Annotated in this window: 16 protein-coding genes and 3 pseudogenes; 11 read left to right on the top strand and 8 right to left on the bottom strand. The window is 59.3% G+C overall.

Going from position 1 to position 17,490, the window contains the following annotated elements:
* Window positions 1-356 precede the first annotated feature (356 nt).
* On the bottom strand, window positions 357-1,913 hold the full coding sequence (locus NHAM_RS27550) for a helicase C-terminal domain-containing protein (RefSeq protein WP_198136917.1): 1,557 nt from the start codon (window positions 1,911-1,913) through the stop codon (window positions 357-359).
* 333 nt (window positions 1,914-2,246) lie between these two features.
* Between NHAM_RS27550 and NHAM_RS28165 the strand changes: the two genes are divergently transcribed.
* Window positions 2,247-2,549: a hypothetical protein gene (locus NHAM_RS28165; RefSeq protein ID WP_245269867.1), complete on the top strand. Its 303-nt coding sequence runs from the start codon at window positions 2,247-2,249 to the stop codon at window positions 2,547-2,549.
* A gap of 35 nt (window positions 2,550-2,584) precedes the next feature.
* Here the strand turns inward: NHAM_RS28165 and NHAM_RS29270 are convergent.
* Window positions 2,585-2,836, bottom strand: a pseudogene (locus NHAM_RS29270) (DEAD/DEAH box helicase); the annotation flags it as partial.
* A gap of 382 nt (window positions 2,837-3,218) precedes the next feature.
* On the opposite strand from NHAM_RS29270, the pseudogene NHAM_RS26655 reads away from it, so the two are divergent.
* Window positions 3,219-3,383: pseudogene (locus NHAM_RS26655) on the top strand (hypothetical protein); the annotation flags it as partial.
* 174 nt (window positions 3,384-3,557) lie between these two features.
* Here NHAM_RS26655 and NHAM_RS10150 read toward each other — a convergent pair.
* From NHAM_RS10150 to NHAM_RS10135, 4 genes are all read right to left on the bottom strand, one after another.
* Window positions 3,558-3,947 carry a hypothetical protein gene (locus tag NHAM_RS10150; RefSeq protein ID WP_011510470.1) on the bottom strand — a complete coding sequence of 130 codons (390 nt, stop codon included), beginning with the start codon at window positions 3,945-3,947 and terminating at the stop codon, window positions 3,558-3,560.
* A 75-nt stretch (window positions 3,948-4,022) separates the two neighbouring features.
* Complete coding sequence (locus NHAM_RS10145) at window positions 4,023-4,385, bottom strand: hypothetical protein (protein WP_198136915.1); 363 nt, start codon at window positions 4,383-4,385, stop codon at window positions 4,023-4,025.
* Between the two features lie 559 nt (window positions 4,386-4,944).
* Window positions 4,945-5,367 (bottom strand): DUF1810 domain-containing protein, encoded by a 423-nt coding sequence (locus tag NHAM_RS10140; protein WP_011510468.1) that lies wholly within the window; start codon window positions 5,365-5,367, stop codon window positions 4,945-4,947.
* Window positions 5,364-5,831 (bottom strand): NUDIX domain-containing protein, encoded by a 468-nt coding sequence (locus NHAM_RS10135; protein ID WP_011510467.1) that lies wholly within the window; start codon window positions 5,829-5,831, stop codon window positions 5,364-5,366. The genes NHAM_RS10140 and NHAM_RS10135 overlap by 4 nt, the downstream gene beginning before the upstream one ends.
* 51 nt (window positions 5,832-5,882) lie before the next feature.
* Between NHAM_RS10135 and NHAM_RS27540 the strand changes: the two are divergent.
* Window positions 5,883-5,963, top strand: a pseudogene (locus tag NHAM_RS27540) (flavin-dependent oxidoreductase); the annotation flags it as partial.
* A gap of 6 nt (window positions 5,964-5,969) precedes the next feature.
* Here NHAM_RS27540 and NHAM_RS10130 read toward each other — a convergent pair.
* Complete coding sequence (locus tag NHAM_RS10130; protein ID WP_011510466.1) at window positions 5,970-7,253, bottom strand: DUF2235 domain-containing protein; 1,284 nt, start codon at window positions 7,251-7,253, stop codon at window positions 5,970-5,972.
* A gap of 228 nt (window positions 7,254-7,481) precedes the next feature.
* Here NHAM_RS10130 and NHAM_RS10125 point away from each other — a divergent pair, with 228 nt between their 5' ends.
* From NHAM_RS10125 to NHAM_RS10115, 3 genes are all read left to right on the top strand, one after another.
* On the top strand, window positions 7,482-10,832 hold the full coding sequence (locus NHAM_RS10125) for a DEAD/DEAH box helicase (protein ID WP_011510465.1): 3,351 nt from the start codon (window positions 7,482-7,484) through the stop codon (window positions 10,830-10,832).
* Between the two features lie 414 nt (window positions 10,833-11,246).
* Window positions 11,247-12,149 (top strand): RES family NAD+ phosphorylase, encoded by a 903-nt coding sequence (locus NHAM_RS10120; protein ID WP_198137022.1) that lies wholly within the window; start codon window positions 11,247-11,249, stop codon window positions 12,147-12,149.
* On the top strand, window positions 12,133-12,417 hold the full coding sequence (locus NHAM_RS10115; protein WP_157043590.1) for a hypothetical protein: 285 nt from the start codon (window positions 12,133-12,135) through the stop codon (window positions 12,415-12,417). The genes NHAM_RS10120 and NHAM_RS10115 overlap by 17 nt, the downstream gene beginning before the upstream one ends.
* Window positions 12,418-12,703: 286 nt before the next feature.
* Here NHAM_RS10115 and NHAM_RS10110 read toward each other — a convergent pair whose 3' ends face one another.
* Window positions 12,704-12,913 carry a hypothetical protein gene (locus tag NHAM_RS10110; protein ID WP_041357940.1) on the bottom strand — a complete coding sequence of 70 codons (210 nt, stop codon included), beginning with the start codon at window positions 12,911-12,913 and terminating at the stop codon, window positions 12,704-12,706.
* Window positions 12,914-13,103: 190 nt separating this feature from the next.
* Here NHAM_RS10110 and NHAM_RS10105 point away from each other — a divergent pair, with 190 nt between their 5' ends.
* The 5 genes from NHAM_RS10105 to NHAM_RS10085 all read left to right on the top strand — a co-directional run bounded on the left by NHAM_RS10105 (window position 13,104) and on the right by NHAM_RS10085 (window position 17,480).
* Complete coding sequence (locus NHAM_RS10105; RefSeq protein WP_011510462.1) at window positions 13,104-13,643, top strand: hypothetical protein; 540 nt, start codon at window positions 13,104-13,106, stop codon at window positions 13,641-13,643.
* Window positions 13,644-14,079: 436 nt separating this feature from the next.
* Complete coding sequence (locus NHAM_RS10100) at window positions 14,080-14,925, top strand: metallophosphoesterase (protein ID WP_011510461.1); 846 nt, start codon at window positions 14,080-14,082, stop codon at window positions 14,923-14,925.
* An 11-nt stretch (window positions 14,926-14,936) separates the two neighbouring features.
* Entirely contained in the window at window positions 14,937-15,596 is a 660-nt protein-coding gene (locus NHAM_RS10095; RefSeq protein WP_011510460.1) for a hypothetical protein, read from the top strand.
* 145 nt (window positions 15,597-15,741) lie between these two features.
* Entirely contained in the window at window positions 15,742-17,166 is a 1,425-nt protein-coding gene (locus tag NHAM_RS23995) for an AAA family ATPase (protein WP_049769323.1), read from the top strand.
* On the top strand, window positions 17,166-17,480 hold the full coding sequence (locus NHAM_RS10085) for a hypothetical protein (RefSeq protein WP_011510458.1): 315 nt from the start codon (window positions 17,166-17,168) through the stop codon (window positions 17,478-17,480). The genes NHAM_RS23995 and NHAM_RS10085 overlap by 1 nt, the downstream gene beginning before the upstream one ends.
* Window positions 17,481-17,490: the final 10 nt, after the last annotated feature.

Raw genomic sequence — 17,490 nt, 5'->3', positions numbered from 1 at the left:
CGCCGAAGCAAATTTCGGATTGACTCAGACGAAAAGTTCGCTATTTGTTCTCTACATGATGATTAATGGCAGGTCGCCGGTGGTGCTGGCTTCGAGAGTTTCGCAGGTGGCTACGCCTTTTCGTTTCAGGACTAGATTTCAAAGTCGTGGGCGATACGTGCACCCAACGCGTATTCAACGTCCAGCACATCGAGGGATCGAGTTCTTGATGGAGTTCAAGTAGTGCGCGGTGGTTGGAATGCTTACCTGATCGACCCTGGCGAATTCCGTCGCGTTCGCGGCTAACAACGATCACAACACGCTACGAGGTGATGCAGTGCGACGAAATCATGATCATTCGGCGACTTGCTCTCTCGCTATTTCTTCAATCCCTTCGCTGCATTGGACCCAGCCAAGGATCTGATAAGCCCTGCCGCATCGTATCCCTTCTCCTCAAAAGCCGCCTGTGCCTCTGCGCGCCAAGCGAGATTGCATTCATCGCCCATCGTTCGCCGCAACTGCCGCACGACGTTCAGCGCCTCTCGGGCCCAAACCCGGAAATCAGCCAGCGGCCACAAAGCAACGTCACTGAGATGTGGGAATGCGCCAGCCTCTGCCCTCTTCACAGGCGTTACCAGGACCGAGAGAATCTCGGTGTGCTCTGTGACGTGCGTGATGGTGGTATTCGCCTTCATCCATTTCGGATGTCCGGTGGTCTGGCGCGCCTTGTCAGCCCCGAGCGACGATTTTGGGTCAGCCCCTGAATGATCCTCGAACACCAGACAATATTTGCCGGACGTCCACCAAGGATCGGGCGACGCATCCGATTCATGGTGGCCTGCGTCAAACCCAAGCATTTCGCCGAGGTCCTTATGCGCGATCTCAAACTGAGTCGTGTCGGCAGAGTTCAGTCCGTCAAGGATCGTCTTTTCTCTTTGGGCAAAACGCGCTTCATGCTTTGTGCCCAGTTTTAGTAGCATCGTTTCAAGGCGCTCAATCTGTCCCTGTAGGGCATGGTTCTCTGTAGAGACTGTGGGTAGCTCGGCGCGATAACGCGCGAGTGATGCAAGCCACCGAATGGCGCCCGCCGCATCGCGCGCGGCGGCAAAGTGTATGCGTGCACGCGCGCTCATGCCGCCAACGCCGGCGCCTTCGCCGTATGCGGCCGCAGCACCGGCCAGGTAATTCCACAAGGCACGGTAGCCCTGCAATGATGGATCCGTGAGCGCCGCGAGTACTTGCCCTGCGTTCTCGACAGCGCCTTCGTAATGCTTTTGCCACAGGTTCCTTTGATAATTGATCTCCGCCGTTACGACCGCCTGAAGCTGACCGACACCCGAAGGCGTTGCCTGCGTAGCGGTGTCGCGCTTGGCCAGGATTTGACGATTGACGGCCTCCCACGCCGCATCGTTGCGCAGGAAGATGTCGAAGTTCTCGACCAAGTCTGCGATCGAGACGCTGGTCGATTGGCGCGCGCCGAAATCCAATTCGGCCTGCAACTCAGGATGCAGAAAACTCAGCCTGGCCGGACTGTTTAGATAGTCCGTCAGTTCGCTGCCGGTCACCACGACGGCCGAATAATCCTGGAGAGACCGCGTGCAGCGGCCAACCGCCTGCACGACCCGCGTCTGGATTCGGCCCTGGAGCAGCGCGTTCGCGCCCATCTTGGCAACGAAGAAGCGCTCCTGCGGGTTGGTCGTCCTCGGCAGGCCATCGAGGAAGAGCAGTCGGCATTCGTCGCCCGGAAAATCGATGCCGTCGTAACGGTTGGCGAACACGGCGGCGGCGCCGGTCGCCGTAACGAACCCGGCCTTGGATTCTTCGATTGCTGTTGCATCGAATGTGGTGATGCCGAGCGACCGAGCCTCCCGGACAACTTCGTCCTTCGTCCGGTCATTTGGCACTAGGAAAACGCTTCGCGGCACCCGCTGCATCAACGTCTGACGCAGTTCGTCCGTCTCGTCGGAATCTAACGTCATTTCGGGAAAGATGAAGAACCGGCGCCCGATACCTTGGCGGTCCCATCCCGGCGGCACAGGAAGCCGTGTGATGTTTTGCCTGCCCGTCAGACGTTCAAGGTCGCCGCCTTCGCCCAGCGTCGCAGACATGTAGATGCGTTGCCGCGCAGCCGTGAAGGGTGTGTGGGTCCACGTTGGTGGAATGAGCGGACGAACGTAGATCTGCTGTGGGGTGAGATAGACGTGACAGGCGTGCAAATTGTCTCGTAGAAGCCGCCACGTGTAACGGAGATCCTCGATTGGTCCGACGTGCTGGTCGACGATGCCAACAAATTCTGCCGCAATCGGCGCAAAGGCCGGTGTCGGCAATTTCTCCACCCAGGCTGCATCGGCGAGGTTGTCGTCGATCTCACCCGTGAGCCGGCCAAAATCTGTTGCATCGAGAAGCGGCTGGAACAGGTTGGACAACGCTTCATGCAGCGTAGCATGTTCGTGATCGTTGCGCTGTATGGACAGGCTCCACATCGATGCGATGTAGTTTTCGGACGCGTGCGCATCATCGCAGATGATGATGTTTGGGGTATCGGCCGAATATTGAACAGCGCGCTGTAGGTGGTGACGGCGATTCTCCGAGCCGCCTGGTAGTCAGCTATGGCCCCTGCGTCGAAATCGTGTTTCGATCCGACGAACCCATGAACATTGAGGCCGTATTGCTGTTCGGCCTGTTGAACCACCTGATTGACAAGCTGGCGGGTCGGGCAAAGAAAAACGACGCGCTCCTGGTTCTTCCGTCGAAGCCACTCCCCAATCAGGAGACCGACAAGCGTCTTGCCGCTTCCCGTCGGCAGTTGCAGCGCGACGTCAGGGGCGCTTTGCGCCTCCGCAACGTACTTTTGCATCATCTGTCCCTGATGCAGCAGCACGCTCGGAATCTTGCGCCGAGGCAGTTCCAGAAGGATTTTTTCGGGGCTATCTGGCACCGCTTCGGGTGGCTGTGCACTTTTGAAGGCCAAGGTCGTTTCCTCGAATACGTGGCGCGACGGGGACGATGGTTGGGGTTTCAATTAACGCGACAGATCAGAGAATGCCAGCAGTTCTGTCCTCGCGACTTGAGAGAAACTCCCGGTTATTCAACTCTTTAACGAGAGGATTAGGCCAGACGGGTACGCCGGGATATCCGCGCCGTGCTTTGCTTGGCACGTTGACGACCCAAGTGCCTCCGGTTGACGGGGCCCTGTCGGGAAGCTGTCGTGTCAAAATACGGAAGCCAATGACAGGTTGATGGCATCATCAACGAAAGGGCAAGATTCCATGTCAGAGTTACCGATGACCACCCTCGAACCCAAGCTCCTTGGATTTTGGACGAAATGTATCAGGGAGGCGTCGCACTGGTCCCAGGAGGCGGTGGCAGCCGCCGCTGGCCTAGACGTGCGCACGATCCAGCGCGTCGAAGCCGGAAAGCCAGTCAGCATTACGACCCGGCGAGCTTTGGCGATAGGGCTCGGTTACGAGAACCATGACGTCTTCCAGGATCCCGAGTTCATCGCCACGGTACACGGTTTGGTGGCCGATCTTCAGAACGGAAAGCGCGCGGATTTCCAGGCGCAGTCCGGATCACATTCATGTGCCAGCGACGCGGTCACCGGCCGCCCGGGTGCGAAATACCACGACCACAAACAGCGCCATGGCCAACACCACGACCAGCGACCCGATGATGGGCGCTGCGATATAGGCCTTGCCGCCCACAAGCACGAGGGCTATTCCGGTTGGAAACAGAATGCTGCCGAGAATGTGAAGCCAGCCCTGAATCCGGGCCAGCGTCATTCGGCCTGCGGCCGGAAACACCCGGTAATAGAGGCCAAACAGAAACAGCAGTACGCCGCCGACCAGGTTGAGGTGAGCATGAGCCGGCGCAAGGACAAAGTTCTGCTGAATCCCCATTGTGATGCCGGCAATCATGCCGGCCAGCAAAATCACCACACTCACGCACATCATCAATGATCCGATCATCGTCCTCTTTCCTATTGATGTCTGACTAAAAGGGGCAACCCGGGGTGGAGATTTAGCACAGTTTGCCTCTTTAACTTACCTTCCACCCGGTCGCCGTCCAAAACGATTCATATCAGGCGGCTCGCGAAGCTGCGGTAAGCCTTTCGGCCGATCTGGATACATGAATTCTTCGCCTCGTAGCCAGCGCCCTTCAAAGCGGTCCCCAAACTGAATCGCATCAAGCTGCACCGCGAACTCGTAGATGCACCACGTCCCCTCCCGTTGGATGCGTTCGCCAGTCCCGTCAAACGGGATGCTGTTGAGCTTGCAGACGGTGTCTACCCAATGCTCCCTGACGTACAAGTCAGCCAGCGCGACGTGGTACGGCCGCGAAGGTGATTGTGCGGCGAAGCCGATGCCTTGAAGATCGTCGCGGCAATGCACGTAGGCGACTGGCAATAAACTTGATCGCGGATGGTGAACGCGAAAAGCGCCTCATGGGCATTCTAAGCGGTGACGACGGCCCCGAACATCTGACCAAGATGGCGAAGCTGCTGGGACAGCACGCCGCGGTGAATGACGGCAAACCTTAAACAAGATTAATCGCCCGAAAGCGACAGTTTGGAGTCGCAGTCGCGCAGGCGATTGAGGCTTGCGACGGCGATCTGCGAGCGACGATCGTTGCGAACGAGTTTTTGGAAAAGCAAATCTCGCACGGCTACCGGCGCGGCGAGAAGGATGGAAGGTTCAACACCTACTCGGGATAGTGAGGCGTGTCATGATCGATATCGCGAAAGAGCTAGAGGAACGCTTTGACTTCGCATCGGCGCATTATCAGAGCGTCGGCGGCCGTAGTGATTTAGATGATCTGGTCGATCCACCGAGTCCAGCAGCGTGCCGTCCAGGTCGAAGATGGCGGCTTTCGGCAATTCTAGGTCCTCCATAGCGGGATCGGGCGAGCTTCGCATGCCGGTCAGCGGGCAGGTTGACGCTCGCCCGGTTATGGTTGGCCAATGTCCTACCCGGACAGCAGTTCCAGCGTCCTTTGGTCGGCCTTCGCGTCAAAGTATTTCGCCAGGGCCGCCGAGAATTCCGGATCCGAACCGACCGCATTGAACAGCGTCATAGATGAGCGGAATTTCAGGTCGTCGGGACTTCCTAGGATATCCAGGAGTGACCGACCCTCGACGGCGTTGACGAGCGCCGTGCATTCCCGCAGCCGGAATCCCAGGAGCGGATGCGCAAGGTAGGCGAGCGCTTCCTCGCGCGACGAGATAGCAAACCGCTGAGCCATCGCGCTGTGGCCGAGGCCGGCAATCTGGGGAAACACGAACCACATCCAGTGGCTCCGCTTTCGGCCGCCGCGCAATTCCTCGACAACGAGCGAATAGACCGGAGCCTGCGCATCGACGAACCGCTGGAGGTTGAAGGAATTAGTCATGGAGCTGAGACCGCGGTATGGGCGACGAGTCGATCGAGAAGTGTCCGCTGGCTCTGAAGAATTTTAACGTGTGCGGTGGGCAGATCGAACCAGGCAGCGCGGTCAATCTCGGGAAAGGACAGCATCTTCCTGCCTTTCGGCGGCCATTCGATCTCGAACGTGTTGCTCACGATCGCATCGACGTCGAGATCGCCTTCGACGGCAAACGCGGTCACCCGCTTGCCACCGCGCTGCCGGATGTCGCCCAGCGGCTCAAGAGGACCTGAAAGAACGCAACCTGTCTCTTCGAGGAACTCTCGCCGCGCAGCCACAGCCGCGTCCTCGCCCTCATCCATTTTGCCTTTTGGAATTGACCAGGCCCCCTCGTCCTTGTTTCGCCAAAAAGGCCCGCCCGGATGAACCAGCAGGACTTCGAGCCCGGAGCTTGTCTGCCGGTACATCAGAATTCCGGCGCTCGCAGCCATGAGGGCTTTCTCCATTGGGCCGACGCATCGCAAAAGAACCGGAGCCCCGCGAACCAGCTCGGCGTCGCCTACAATGCGCACGTCATTGAATCGATCCTAAAGCACGTGGCTCCGACGATGCGGTGGCGCTAAGGCGTTCTAGGATACGTCAGGTTCCGCCCCATCGGCTTGGCCTGCGGACATCGGAACGACCTTAGGCGTTTCCGGAAAGTTCTCGGGACGATAACTTGCGACAGCGGCCATCCTATCCAAGACGGATTGATGCACAAATGCCTCGGGCGGTATGAAGCGCGGTTCGCCGGCGGGGATGTAATGGCCGAGGAACGACTTTCGAGTGGCCCATTCCTTGTATTTGTCTCCCTTCGGCAACCGCTCGACCAGGCGCCAGACGGTCGACATGGAATCATGTGGGTCACGCATGATATCAGGTCGGACGTAGCTAAACGGGCTTCCCTTTCTCTGCACTCCCCAAGCCAACTGGTTCACGGTCCTGGAGTCGACGGCCAGTCCGTGCTTCACCGCTTCTTCGATCATCCAGATCAGCGGAAATTTCGAGAGACCGCTCTCCTGTTCCGGATAGCCGCCCCCGATATCGGCATGCACGCCTGAAAGCCACACCTGCTGCGCGTTCTGCGGCTCCGCATTGTTCGTCGCGCTGAACCTATTGTGCATGAAGGTCTGCGGCTCGTCCCAGGCATCCAGCCTGAACATTCTTCGTCGTTCGTCGATCGCCATCGCCTGGCGGAAGATGCGAACGCTAGGATTTCTTCTGGTGTTGGCCAGCGTCTGCAGGCTGAACGCGTAGAACCTGTCCGGACGCGGGACGATCACGCTGGCGACTGTGTCCCACACCCCAACGAATTTCATCGTCGGCCATCTCGATGAAACGATCCGCGCAAACTGCGACGCGCGGTCGTCCTTCGTCGAGGCAACAGACTGACCGTCTTCTCCCGTATCTTCGGATTCCTCTGTCGTTGCCGCCCGAACGGGATCGGCAGCCGATCCTGTCTGCTTGTACGCCGTCAACGCAGCGCCCGCGAGATTCCGCTGATGCGGCGAGAGAAGCCCGATCCTGTGAATGAGGCCTGCAAGGACGCGGACCGTGTAAGCGCCGCGACTGAAACCAAAGAGATAGATCTCGTCACCGTCCTCGTACTGATTGATCAGAAACTCGTAGGCCGCGAGGACATTGTCGTCGAGGCCGTAACCTGTCGCCAACCCTAGCACCGCGATGGCATCCTGCTTGAGTTTGGTCCATGGATCGGGTCGTGCCAGCGTGCCGACACCCGGATCGTAGAACACCACTTGGTGCGGCTGGGTCTTTCCGGTTTTACGAAGCACGCGATAGAGCTTCAGAACATTCGAAATATTCTCGCTAATCTCGTTCCCCGTCCCATCGCAGCAAATCACTATGTTTTTCATTATTTGCCACCCCGACCCCACTTGCAGGCAAATCTACCACCGATTTCTGGCTAAAGAGGCGAAGCTCTCAGGCCCGACTAAACTCCCTGACTGGACCTTCGCGAGTCCTGAATCCAACGGCTTCCAGCCATCTTTGATTGACACGAATCGCAATTGCTGAGCCGATCCGAATCAATCGGAGATTGCCATCTGATTTGGAAGAATGAAAATCCATTTCGGGAGTGTTAAATGCTTGAGCTTGGCGAGCCGCACAACGACGATAGTGAGGCCCCCGATAAGGTCATTCCGACCGGCGCGGCACTACACCTGCCCGAAATCGAATATCAGCAGAAACACCGGATAGGCCGGCGTTTCTGCCTAATCGCCCCTGCCCGCATTGCTACCGTCCACGAGGTCACTACGATACCCGTCTCGGTACGCAGTAGCGTCGAGCTCTATCACCTCGGAGACGGCGACCGCATAGTCGTCGTCGAAAAGCCGCTGGCGTCGATACCGGACGGAATAACAGCCGTCCTCGTGCGTAGAACGGACGGCACCGGCCGGTGGCAATGGCATAAAAAGCTCGCGGACTTCGAAGACAGGATGCACTCGAATGCTTCAGCGGTCGCCGCAAGCATCGAAGCGTCGTGGAAAGATTGCTTCCGCTTCAGGACCGAAGAAGCCGACGCTGACGGGATCGTCGCCCCGGGAAACGAAGGCCTACGTCCTCCACAAATAGGCGCGCTGCACTCGATTGGCGCGCATTGGAGCATTTTTCCGAACGAGACCGCCACGGTGGTCATGCCCACTGGAACGGGCAAGACAGAAACAATGCTCTGTACCGTCATCAACTACCGTAGAGGGCCGACCCTGGTGGCAGTGCCTTCCAATGCGCTGCGGGTACAGACGCTCGGGAAATTCCGTAGCCTCGGCCTGCTTCGCTTCCTTAAACTCATAGACGAGGACATCCACAATCCGATCGTGAGTGTGATCACCAAGGAGCCGACGACGGAAGAGGATCTGGACCTTATCCGGGGAGCGAACGTCGTTATTGGAGTCATGGCCTCGCTCGGGGCCGACTCTTCCGAGCCCATGTTCGAAAAGATCGCTGCGCTGGTCGGCTCCCTCTTCGTCGATGAGGCGCATCATGTCGCATCGAGGACATGGGCCAACTTCCGCGCGCACTTTCGCCAGCACCATATTTTGCAGTTCACCGCCACGCCCTTCCGGCAGGACGGAAAGTTGGTCGACGGCCGCGTTATCTTCAACTATCCGCTGGCCGCGGCCCAGCGCGACGGATATTTCAAGCCGATTAGGTTCCTTCCCGTGAGCGAGATCGACGAGGAACAATCGGACCTTGCAATCGCCGAAGAGGCGGTCAAAGCCCTCAGGAATGATCTCGCTTCCGGACTTAATCACCGTCTGATGGCCCGCTGCGCGAAGATACCGCGAGGAGCACAGATCAAAGACATCTACGCCCGCATCGCCCCTGAGATGAATCCCATCGTCGTCCATTCTGAGATGACGGATTCCATCATCTCAGATGCACTATCGAACGTCAGGGACGCGACAAGCCGAATCGTCATCTGCGTCAATATGCTCGGTGAAGGATTCGACCTGCCCGAGCTCAAGATCGCCGCGCTTCACGACCTACATAAAAGCCTGCCCGTCCTGTTGCAATTCACCGGGCGCTTCACGCGAAGCTCGGGGCAGCGCATCGGCGATGCAACGGTGATCGCCAACATCGCGGATCCACGGGTCTCTACCAAGCTGGAGCGCCTGTACAGTGAGAACGCAGACTGGAATTCAATACTAAGCGAAGAAAGCTCAAAGGCCGCCCGAGAACATGCTGAACTGATCGAATTCCTGAAGACCTCACAATCGCTCGTCGAAGAATCGGACGTCAGTGAGCTCCGAATTTCGCAAAGTCTCCTGCGCCCGAAGTTCAGCACCATCGTCTTCCGGTGCCAAGTGTTCTCTCCGAAGCGTTTTCAGGCCGGCCTCCCTGAGTCGGTGACCGTGCATGCCGCATGGTACAATCCCGATGCTAAGCTGGTGTTCTTCGTCTGCCGGAAGGAGGAAAGGGTCCGCTGGAGTCGTGGAAAGAAGATCCTCGACCGTCAGTGGAACCTGTTCGTCCTTTTCCACGACGAGGAGAAGCGACTGCTTCACATTAGCTCCTCCGACAAAGACTCCATGCACGATGGCCTAGCGAAGGCTGTGGGAGGTCAAGAACGCATCCAAGGAGAGGATGTCTTCAGGTGCCTTGGCGGAATCAACCGCCTGATATTCAGCAATATTGGTGTCCGGAAGCATGGCCGCCGCAATATGAGCTTCGCCATGTACACCGGAGCCGATGTGCAGGACGCACTGACGATCACTGAGACATCCAACGCCACCAAGTCCAACATGGACGGCCGCGGCTGGGAGAACGGTTCGCTTGTGACGCCCGGCTGCTCGGCGAAAGGACGGGTCTGGTCGAAAGCACAAGGGACCATACCCCAACTCGTGAAATGGGCTGTGCCCGTCGGCCGCAAGTTGATCGATCCAGCCATAGACGCGTCGCTGATCCTGAAGAACGTGCTCATTCCAACCGAGGTCAAAGGATCGTTTCCGTCCGAGACCGTCCTTTCGGTCGAGTGGCCTCCCGAACTCCTGAAACTATCGGATGAAAAGTTCTTCGTGACGAATGGCGTCGTCGAAATACCCGGAACGTTCTGCGAATGGGAACACGACGAAGAAAACTCGATGTCGGCAGAGCTCGTGTTCCGTCTGGTCTCAATCTCCGGCGAAATCGACGCCGTCGTCAAACTGACGTTCGACGATGCCGAGGGCTACCGGTTCACCATCGACAGAACCCTGACCATCAAGGTCGGTCAGCGCGAAGAGCCGCTGCAGGAGTATCTCGACGGCTATCCGCTGCTCGTGAGATACGTGGACCTAAAAGAACTTGAGGGCAATCTCCTCTATGCGCAGAACCAACCGCTCGACATCGATATCGACGATCGCTCGTTGATCGGATGGGATTGGCCAGCTTCCCAGGTCGATATCACGGTGGAGTCGATCTGGAAAAAAGGCTCCGAACGGCCGCGTTCGGTCCAGGCCTTCGTTGCAGAGTACTATCGAAACGAGGACTTCGAGCTCATTTTCAATGACGACGACGCCGGTGAAGCCGCCGATCTGATATGCCTGAAAGAGACCGACGAACATATCCGTCTCGTGCTTGTCCACTGCAAGTTTTCTGGCGGACTCACAGAAGGCAAGCGGGTCAAGGATGTCGTGGAAGTAAGCTCTCAGGCAGTCAGGTCGGCCGTTTGGCGCGGAAATTTCAACTCGTTGAATCGCCACATGCTGGCTAGGCAAAAGTTGACGGGTTCCGGGAACGTAAATCGATCCCGCTTCATCGTCGGCAACAACACCGTTCTGAGCTCGATCGTAAAGAAAAGCCGGCTGAAGCCAATCGATTTCCAGGTTGTGATCGCTCAACCCGGAGTGAAACAATCCGATCTAAGCCAAAGTCAGAGGTCGGTTCTTGGCTCCGCTATTTCATTTTTGAAACAGACAGTCGACGTCGACTTGAAGATCATTTGCAGCAAGTAGCACCACTTAGCCTATCACGACCATTGCGGCTCTTCCTAAGAGCGCGCGTCGCGATGGTCCGACCATAACTTTCCTCCTAGTCCGATCGACCTCTCGAGAAGATAAATGCCTGACGAACGTAAGCTGTGCACGGAGTGCATCGACGACGGACCGCTAAGGAAGTGGCTGGAGGGAGCTGGCACCGAAAGTGTCTGCGATTTCGATGAGGACCATGAAGGCTTTTCATGCGTGAGCGTCGACCAATTCGCAGAACAAGCCGACCTGTGGTTCAGAGAGAACTATCAGCTCGGTGCCGACACCATGACAGTGGATCCCGATCCCGATAGGGATGGGGTGATTTACGGCACCGAAGGCGAGCCCTACGAGGAGATTTTTTCATACGAACTCGGGGCATCCGACGAACTGCTGAGGGCCGTGATCGACGCCCTGCCCGACGTCACCGACCACGACATCATGCAGGGAGCGGATCCATTCTACACGGACGCTGCGAACTTTGAGTCGATCACGGCCGCCCGCGCGCGGGAACAGGCGGATCAGGATGACTACTGGTTCGCCAAGCGATACGCATTCGAGTGGGAAGACTTTTGCAAGCAGGTCCAGTTCTCCGGTAGATTTTTTGGAATCAAGGAGCGGCTGGACGAGCTCTTCGGAAAGCCTGAAGAATACGGCGAAGGGCCAGTTAAGCCCCTCTACGACCTACCAGCCGGTCAGACCGTCTACCGTGCCCGGCTTTTGAACGACGATCTTACCGAGGAAGTCATCAACGCAAGTCCCGCGTCATACCTCGGTGCGCCGCCCGTCAACCGGACGCAGCCAGGACGAATGAACGTTGAGCTCATTCCCGCATTCTATGCCGCCTTCTCCCGTGAAACCGCGATAGCCGAACTTCGACCCGGTATCGACGACAAAATCGCAGTCGGAGAATTTGCCACACGCGTGCCGCTGCGCGTGTTCGATTTCACCGTTTTCCACCAACGTGCCGCTGAACGGCATCGTTTCTTCGAACACAGCCGATATGATTTCATCGATCAGATGCAGGAAGGCATCAGCAAGCCGGTCCGCCCGCACGAAAGGCAACGCGAATACATCGCAACCCAGATCGTTGCCGAGTACCTGCAGAACTACTTCAATTGCGACGCGGTAATCTATCAATCCGCGATGCAACGCGACGAAGCCGCGGAAAAGCGCAACATCGTTGTCCTGCATCGCGAGACGTTCGTTGGTCCAGATGATCCCTGCGTCCTGTCGTACGTCAATTGGTCCCTTAAAGAGATCAGGGACGTCCGGTACACGATCATTGATGCTGGCGAATTTTGATGATGGCAGGTATCGACGGGCCTCGATGAGAAATCAAAATGATCTATCCGCTCATCAGGGCATCACCTACACCATCGGCGCACTTCGGGCCGTCGAACGTACGCTTCTGTCGGATAGGCAATCGGATCCTGCCCTATCATCCAGACTTCGGCTGCTGGATCGCAAACCGATTGCATGGGCGAAACTTCGCAACGAAGAATGGTCGCCGTTGATGCTGCTTGCCGATGGCTTAAGGATTGACCGCAACGCTCCGATGGACGCCCGATAGCGCACCCGACTTTCAGGTCGCCTCCGCAGGCTTAACGCTAAACATCCAGTACACGATGGCCTTCGACCAGTTGGACGCTGACCATCAGGGTGGGCATTGCATCACAAAGAGATGAAGTGGAGCACTGAAAACGGCTTCGATTTCGGCGGCGGAAAAATATTGGAGCCCACTGCACGAGATGTCAGCGAACGCTCGTGAGTCCTGAGTCGCCCACCCATCTCAGCGACGACGGAATGCGGGAATTCAACAAATACGCGCATGGCAAAACTCATAAAGTCCAGGACGCCTACCCTCGCCCCTTGGCGCCACGCTCGCCGGCTCTCCGCGTGAGCCAATCCTTCGTGGCCTCTTCTAAGATCTCAGATGCGGTAATATCGTCCTCAAGAGCGGCGCGCTTGAGAGACTTGATGACGTCGGCTGACATTGTCGCGAAAAAGTTTCGCTTGTCGGTCGAGGCCCCCTTGGACTTCCTGCCGACCTTTTTCGCCTGAGACATCTGCCCTCCAAGCTTGCCGCTAAGAAACTTCGCCGGGCTCGAATCTCCACAGCTTGTTGATTTTAAGAAGCTTTCGTCGAAATGGCCATAGTTGCCATGCCACCTATCTACATATGTACACATGTTCCTATTGACATTGATCATTGTTCCTGTTTTGTTCTGACTTGCATTGTTCTGCTGAGGTTGTGTGATGGCGCGAGTTCTGCCGGATTGGCGGGTCGAACTGGTGTTGACCTACCCGGATCTTTTCCATCCGGTCGGTCACCCGCCCGCAGCCATGGGCTGGCCGTCGGTCGGCGACGGGTGGCGCGACCTGCTGGAGCGCGCCTGCGTTCGAATCCGGGCGGCGGTCCGCGCGGAGGGCGGCACGTTTTGTGCGACGCAGGTCAAGGAAAAATACGCGACCTTGCGATTCTACTGGAGCGGCGCGCTTTCCCCCGCCGCCGAGGCGAAGGTTGCGGAAGCCATTGACCTGGCGGAAGCGCGTTCCGCCTGCACCTGCGAAGTCTGCGGCGAGTTCGGCCAATTGTACGACAACGGCTGGCTTACGACGCGCTGCGTGACGCATGCCGAGGGCCGGAGGCTCGTCGAGGTCCGGGCCGGATTCGAGAACATCTACATCGACGAGCGATCCGGCGACCGGCGCGAGATCAGGTGCCGCCGGTACGACCGCGGGACCGACTCCTTTGTCGACGTCGACCCCGCCACGCTCGGAATCGAGGAGGCATGAGATGGCGCAGGTTCGGAGTTGGCGGACCGCCTGCATCGAGGCGCAATCGCGATCTCTTTCATCCTTTGGAGGGGCCCCCCGAGTCGGCGGTCGGCTACCCCCTGCTGGCCGACGAGCCCAAGCACTCATTTGCGTATCCTCTCCGCGAGACCGGCTGGCGCGCCATCCGGAGCGGCTCTGCACCCGGATTGAACCCAGGCTGGCTCAGAACGATACGTTCGAGTTCGTCATCAAGCAGAGATTCGATGTGCTCGGGATCGGCTGGGAAGGCGAAATCGGCGCCGCGCTTGCCGACAGGAAGATTCGTCTGCGACCCGGTGCGCCATGCGCGTGTGCATCGGACAGGGTGTTCGCGCGCGCCATCGACGAATTGCCAGATGAGTTCATTGAGCCGTTGAGAGCCGCTGGACGCTCATCAGACCGAGGATTGACCGACATGCGTCTCTGGATCTTGTCGGATCTGCATGTGGAATTGACGCGCGGCTGGGACCTGGCGCCCCCGGCGGAGCGCCCCCGTTTCGACGTCCTTGTCGTCGCCGGCGATCTCATCCCGAGGGCCGAGCGCGGCGTCCGCTGGCTCTTGGAGCGGGTGCCCGACAAGCCGATCATTTATGTCATGGGCAATCATGAGAGCTACGGGACGGATGAGGTCAGGACCGTCGAGAAGGCGATGGAAGCCGCCGATGGCACCAGCCTGTTCGTGCTCCACAACCGGTGGATTCGGCTCGGGCATGTGACGTTTGCCGGCGCAACCTTGTGGACCGACTTCGAGCTCTTCGGAGATCAACACCGCGCCATGAGGGTCGCCGGCGAGCGGATGAACGACTTCCGCAAGATCAGGACAGCGAGATATCAGCTTCGCTTCCGTCCGCCGCACGCGCTGGCGCGGCATAGGGAATCGCGCGCTTTTCTCGAGGACGAAATGCGCAAGTCGCGGGGCGACGGAATGCTGGTGGTTGTCACCCATCATGCGCCGATGCCGGGCCGTGGCGACCGGCTGGCTCCGCACTATCCCGGCGTTCGATTGAGCGACGAGGAGATTCTGACCGCGGCGTATCGCAGCGACCTGACCGAGCTGATGTGGCCGGCCCCCATCGCTGACGGCAAGAACGCTCTGTGGCCTGCAGACGTCTGGATCTTCGGTCACACCCACGAGTCCGAAGACACGATCATCGGTCACACGCGCGTGGTGTCGAACGCGAAAGGTTACGGGCCCTGGCTGCCGGAGTGCCGCAGCTGGGACAACCGGAGCTTTGATCCGAACTTCGTCATTGAAATCTGAGCGAGGCTGATATGACCGAAATCTACAAGCGCTCGAAACGGACGGGTTCGATGCGCCCTGCCTTTCCGCCGACGTCGCGTACGTTCCAGACAAGTGCAACCAAAAGTAGCCCCGATCTGTTCGTTTCCGCCAAGACGATCGCCGCTATTCCGACGCGACACCCTGCCCGACTGGACGCGCTCATCCAGGCGTCGCTCGATCCGCAGGTGCGCTCGATTGAATACATTGCATCGGTGGCCAATGCGTCCGCGCAGATGGAGCTCGACGCCATTGTCGTGCAGCGCGACGACGGCCGTTTTCTGCTGGACATTGTTCCAGCCCGACGCTTGTCCGATGCCAAAGGAGAAAGCCTTGCTCAGATCGCGCTGACCGAGCTCCACGTCAGGCCCTGTGTCCTGGCATCTGAAGAGATCCGCCGGGAGCCGCGGTACTCCAACGCGCGGCTAGTCTGGTCGTACCGTGGCGCGCCCGTCTCCGCCGAGCTGCGCATGCGCATCCTGCAAGCGCTTCTCGACGAGGGGCCGTTGCCGCTCGGAGAGCTGCTGAAATCAATCCGTAGCGAGCATGATCCGCTGCCTGCGGTGTTGGCGCTCGCCTGCGCCGATCTTCTGTCCCTTGAGCTTATGTCCCAGCCGTTGGGACCGGCGACCCTTGCGAGGTACCGCGCGTGAGGAGATTTCTGCAGGTCCGTCGTCCTCACCAGCCGCGGTCATCAAGCGAAACCGCGGCACAAGCAAGGGCGGATCGATGGGCCCCCCGGGAGATGGCTGCAAGACGCGCAAACACTGGTGGCGTCGATCCTTTGGAGAAGGCAGCATGAGTGCGGCCGACGATATGAAGGACCTCGATCGGCGGACAGCGTCTTCCACCCCGTTGCCGGTCGAGCTGTTGTGGCAGTGGGGATGGCCGCCGGCCGCGCACCTGTTCTGGTCGCATATTGCTGGAATCCCGGGCATCCCACGCGACGATCTCGCTGCCGATTTCTGGTCGGGCGAGAAGGACCGCTGCAAACAAGCCAACCGCACCTTCGCCGACCTGCTGTTCGCCGCAGGCCGCGGCGAGGAGGCACTCGCGGCACTGATGCTCGCTGCCGACCCGGCCGCCCCGCAAACCTTCGAGATCGTGCTGCCGCAGCTCGCCCACGCCATCGAACATCTCTGGGACTGGCCGACGGCGCGAACGACACGGGCCGACACGCTTGGCCGGCTGATGGTCTGGTGGCGCGCGGCACGGGGCGATTTTACGGACCGCGACCGCAGCATCTTTCTCATCGTCAGGATCGAGATGCTGGAGCGGGACGATCCTTCCGATGGGTTGCCGGCGGCCACGAGCGAACAGACCTCGCGCGACGAGAACGAGGAGAGCCGGAGCGACGCGCCGCATACGCCCGGCCTTGTCGTGATGGCCAAGGACAAGGCGACCAAGCTCAACAATTTCCACTCCGAGTTCAAGGACCTGGTCGATGCCCGCCTGCCACTGGTCGTCGCCCGCGACCTCGCCGCGGTGCACGCAACGCTGACTGTCGAATATCCGCATGGCACGACCGCGGTCGACCTCATGCTGCGCCCCCTGCGCGAGGGAGAGCCGGTGCGGCTTACGCCGATCCTGCTGGTCGGCCCCGCTGGCAGCGGCAAGTCGCGCCTGGCGCGCCGGATCGCCGAGCTTTTGGTGCTGCCGGTCTACCGCTATGACGGCTCTTCCGCCTCGGACAACATGTTTGGTGGCAGCCCGAAGGGCTGGGGCAACACCGTACCCTCGGCGCCGGCCCGCGCGGTCAACCAGACGCGGATCGCCAATCCCATTGTGCTGGTCGATGAGATCGAGAAGGCCGGTACCTCCTTGCGAAATGGCCGGCTCTGGGAGGCGCTCCTGCCGTTCCTGGAGCGGGAGACCGCCGGCCGCTATCGCGACGTCTCGCTCGACTGCGAATTGGACCTGTCCTGGATCTCCCACATCGCGACCGCCAACAGTGTCGAAGGATTGCCGGCCCCGCTGGTGGATCGCTATCGCATCGTCAAAGTGGCCGCGCCAGCGCTGAAGCACCTGCCGCTCCTTGCCGCTGGTGTGCTGAAGGAGATCGCAATCGAAGCCGGCGAGACTGGATTTGTCTCTCCGCTCGCGCCGGACGAACTCGCGGTGATCGCGCGCGCCTGGGAGCGGTCCGGTCTGTCGCTTCGCAAGCTGCAGAAGATCGTTGCCGCGACGCTCGAGGCCCGCAACGCCACCGCGGTGAAGCACTGATGTCGCTCGCGCAAGGCCATCTCGACCGGCTGCTGAAGCTCGATGTGAAGAGCTACCTCAAGGCACCGAGCCGGTTTGCGCGTGCGGAAGTCCCCTACCTCGAGAACTGGCGGGTCGCGCTCGCGTGCGAGGCCGCAGGATGTCCGTCTTCCATCCTGCTCGCGGCGGCGATGGTGATCACCGGTCGCGCCCAGCGTTCCGGTCGCGCCCCCGTCACGACGCCACCGCTCGTCTGGCTGATCGCAACGGGACGAGGAACGGACTCTATCGGCTCGGTCATCAGGCCATGTCCTCATGAGCCCGCAACGTCATGAGCCTGCCAAT

This window comes from Nitrobacter hamburgensis X14, assembly GCF_000013885.1.
Taxonomy (GTDB): Bacteria; Pseudomonadota; Alphaproteobacteria; order Rhizobiales; family Xanthobacteraceae; genus Nitrobacter; species Nitrobacter hamburgensis.
Note: the sequence above shows the minus strand (reverse complement) of the source record. Positions and strands in the feature narration are given on the sequence as shown.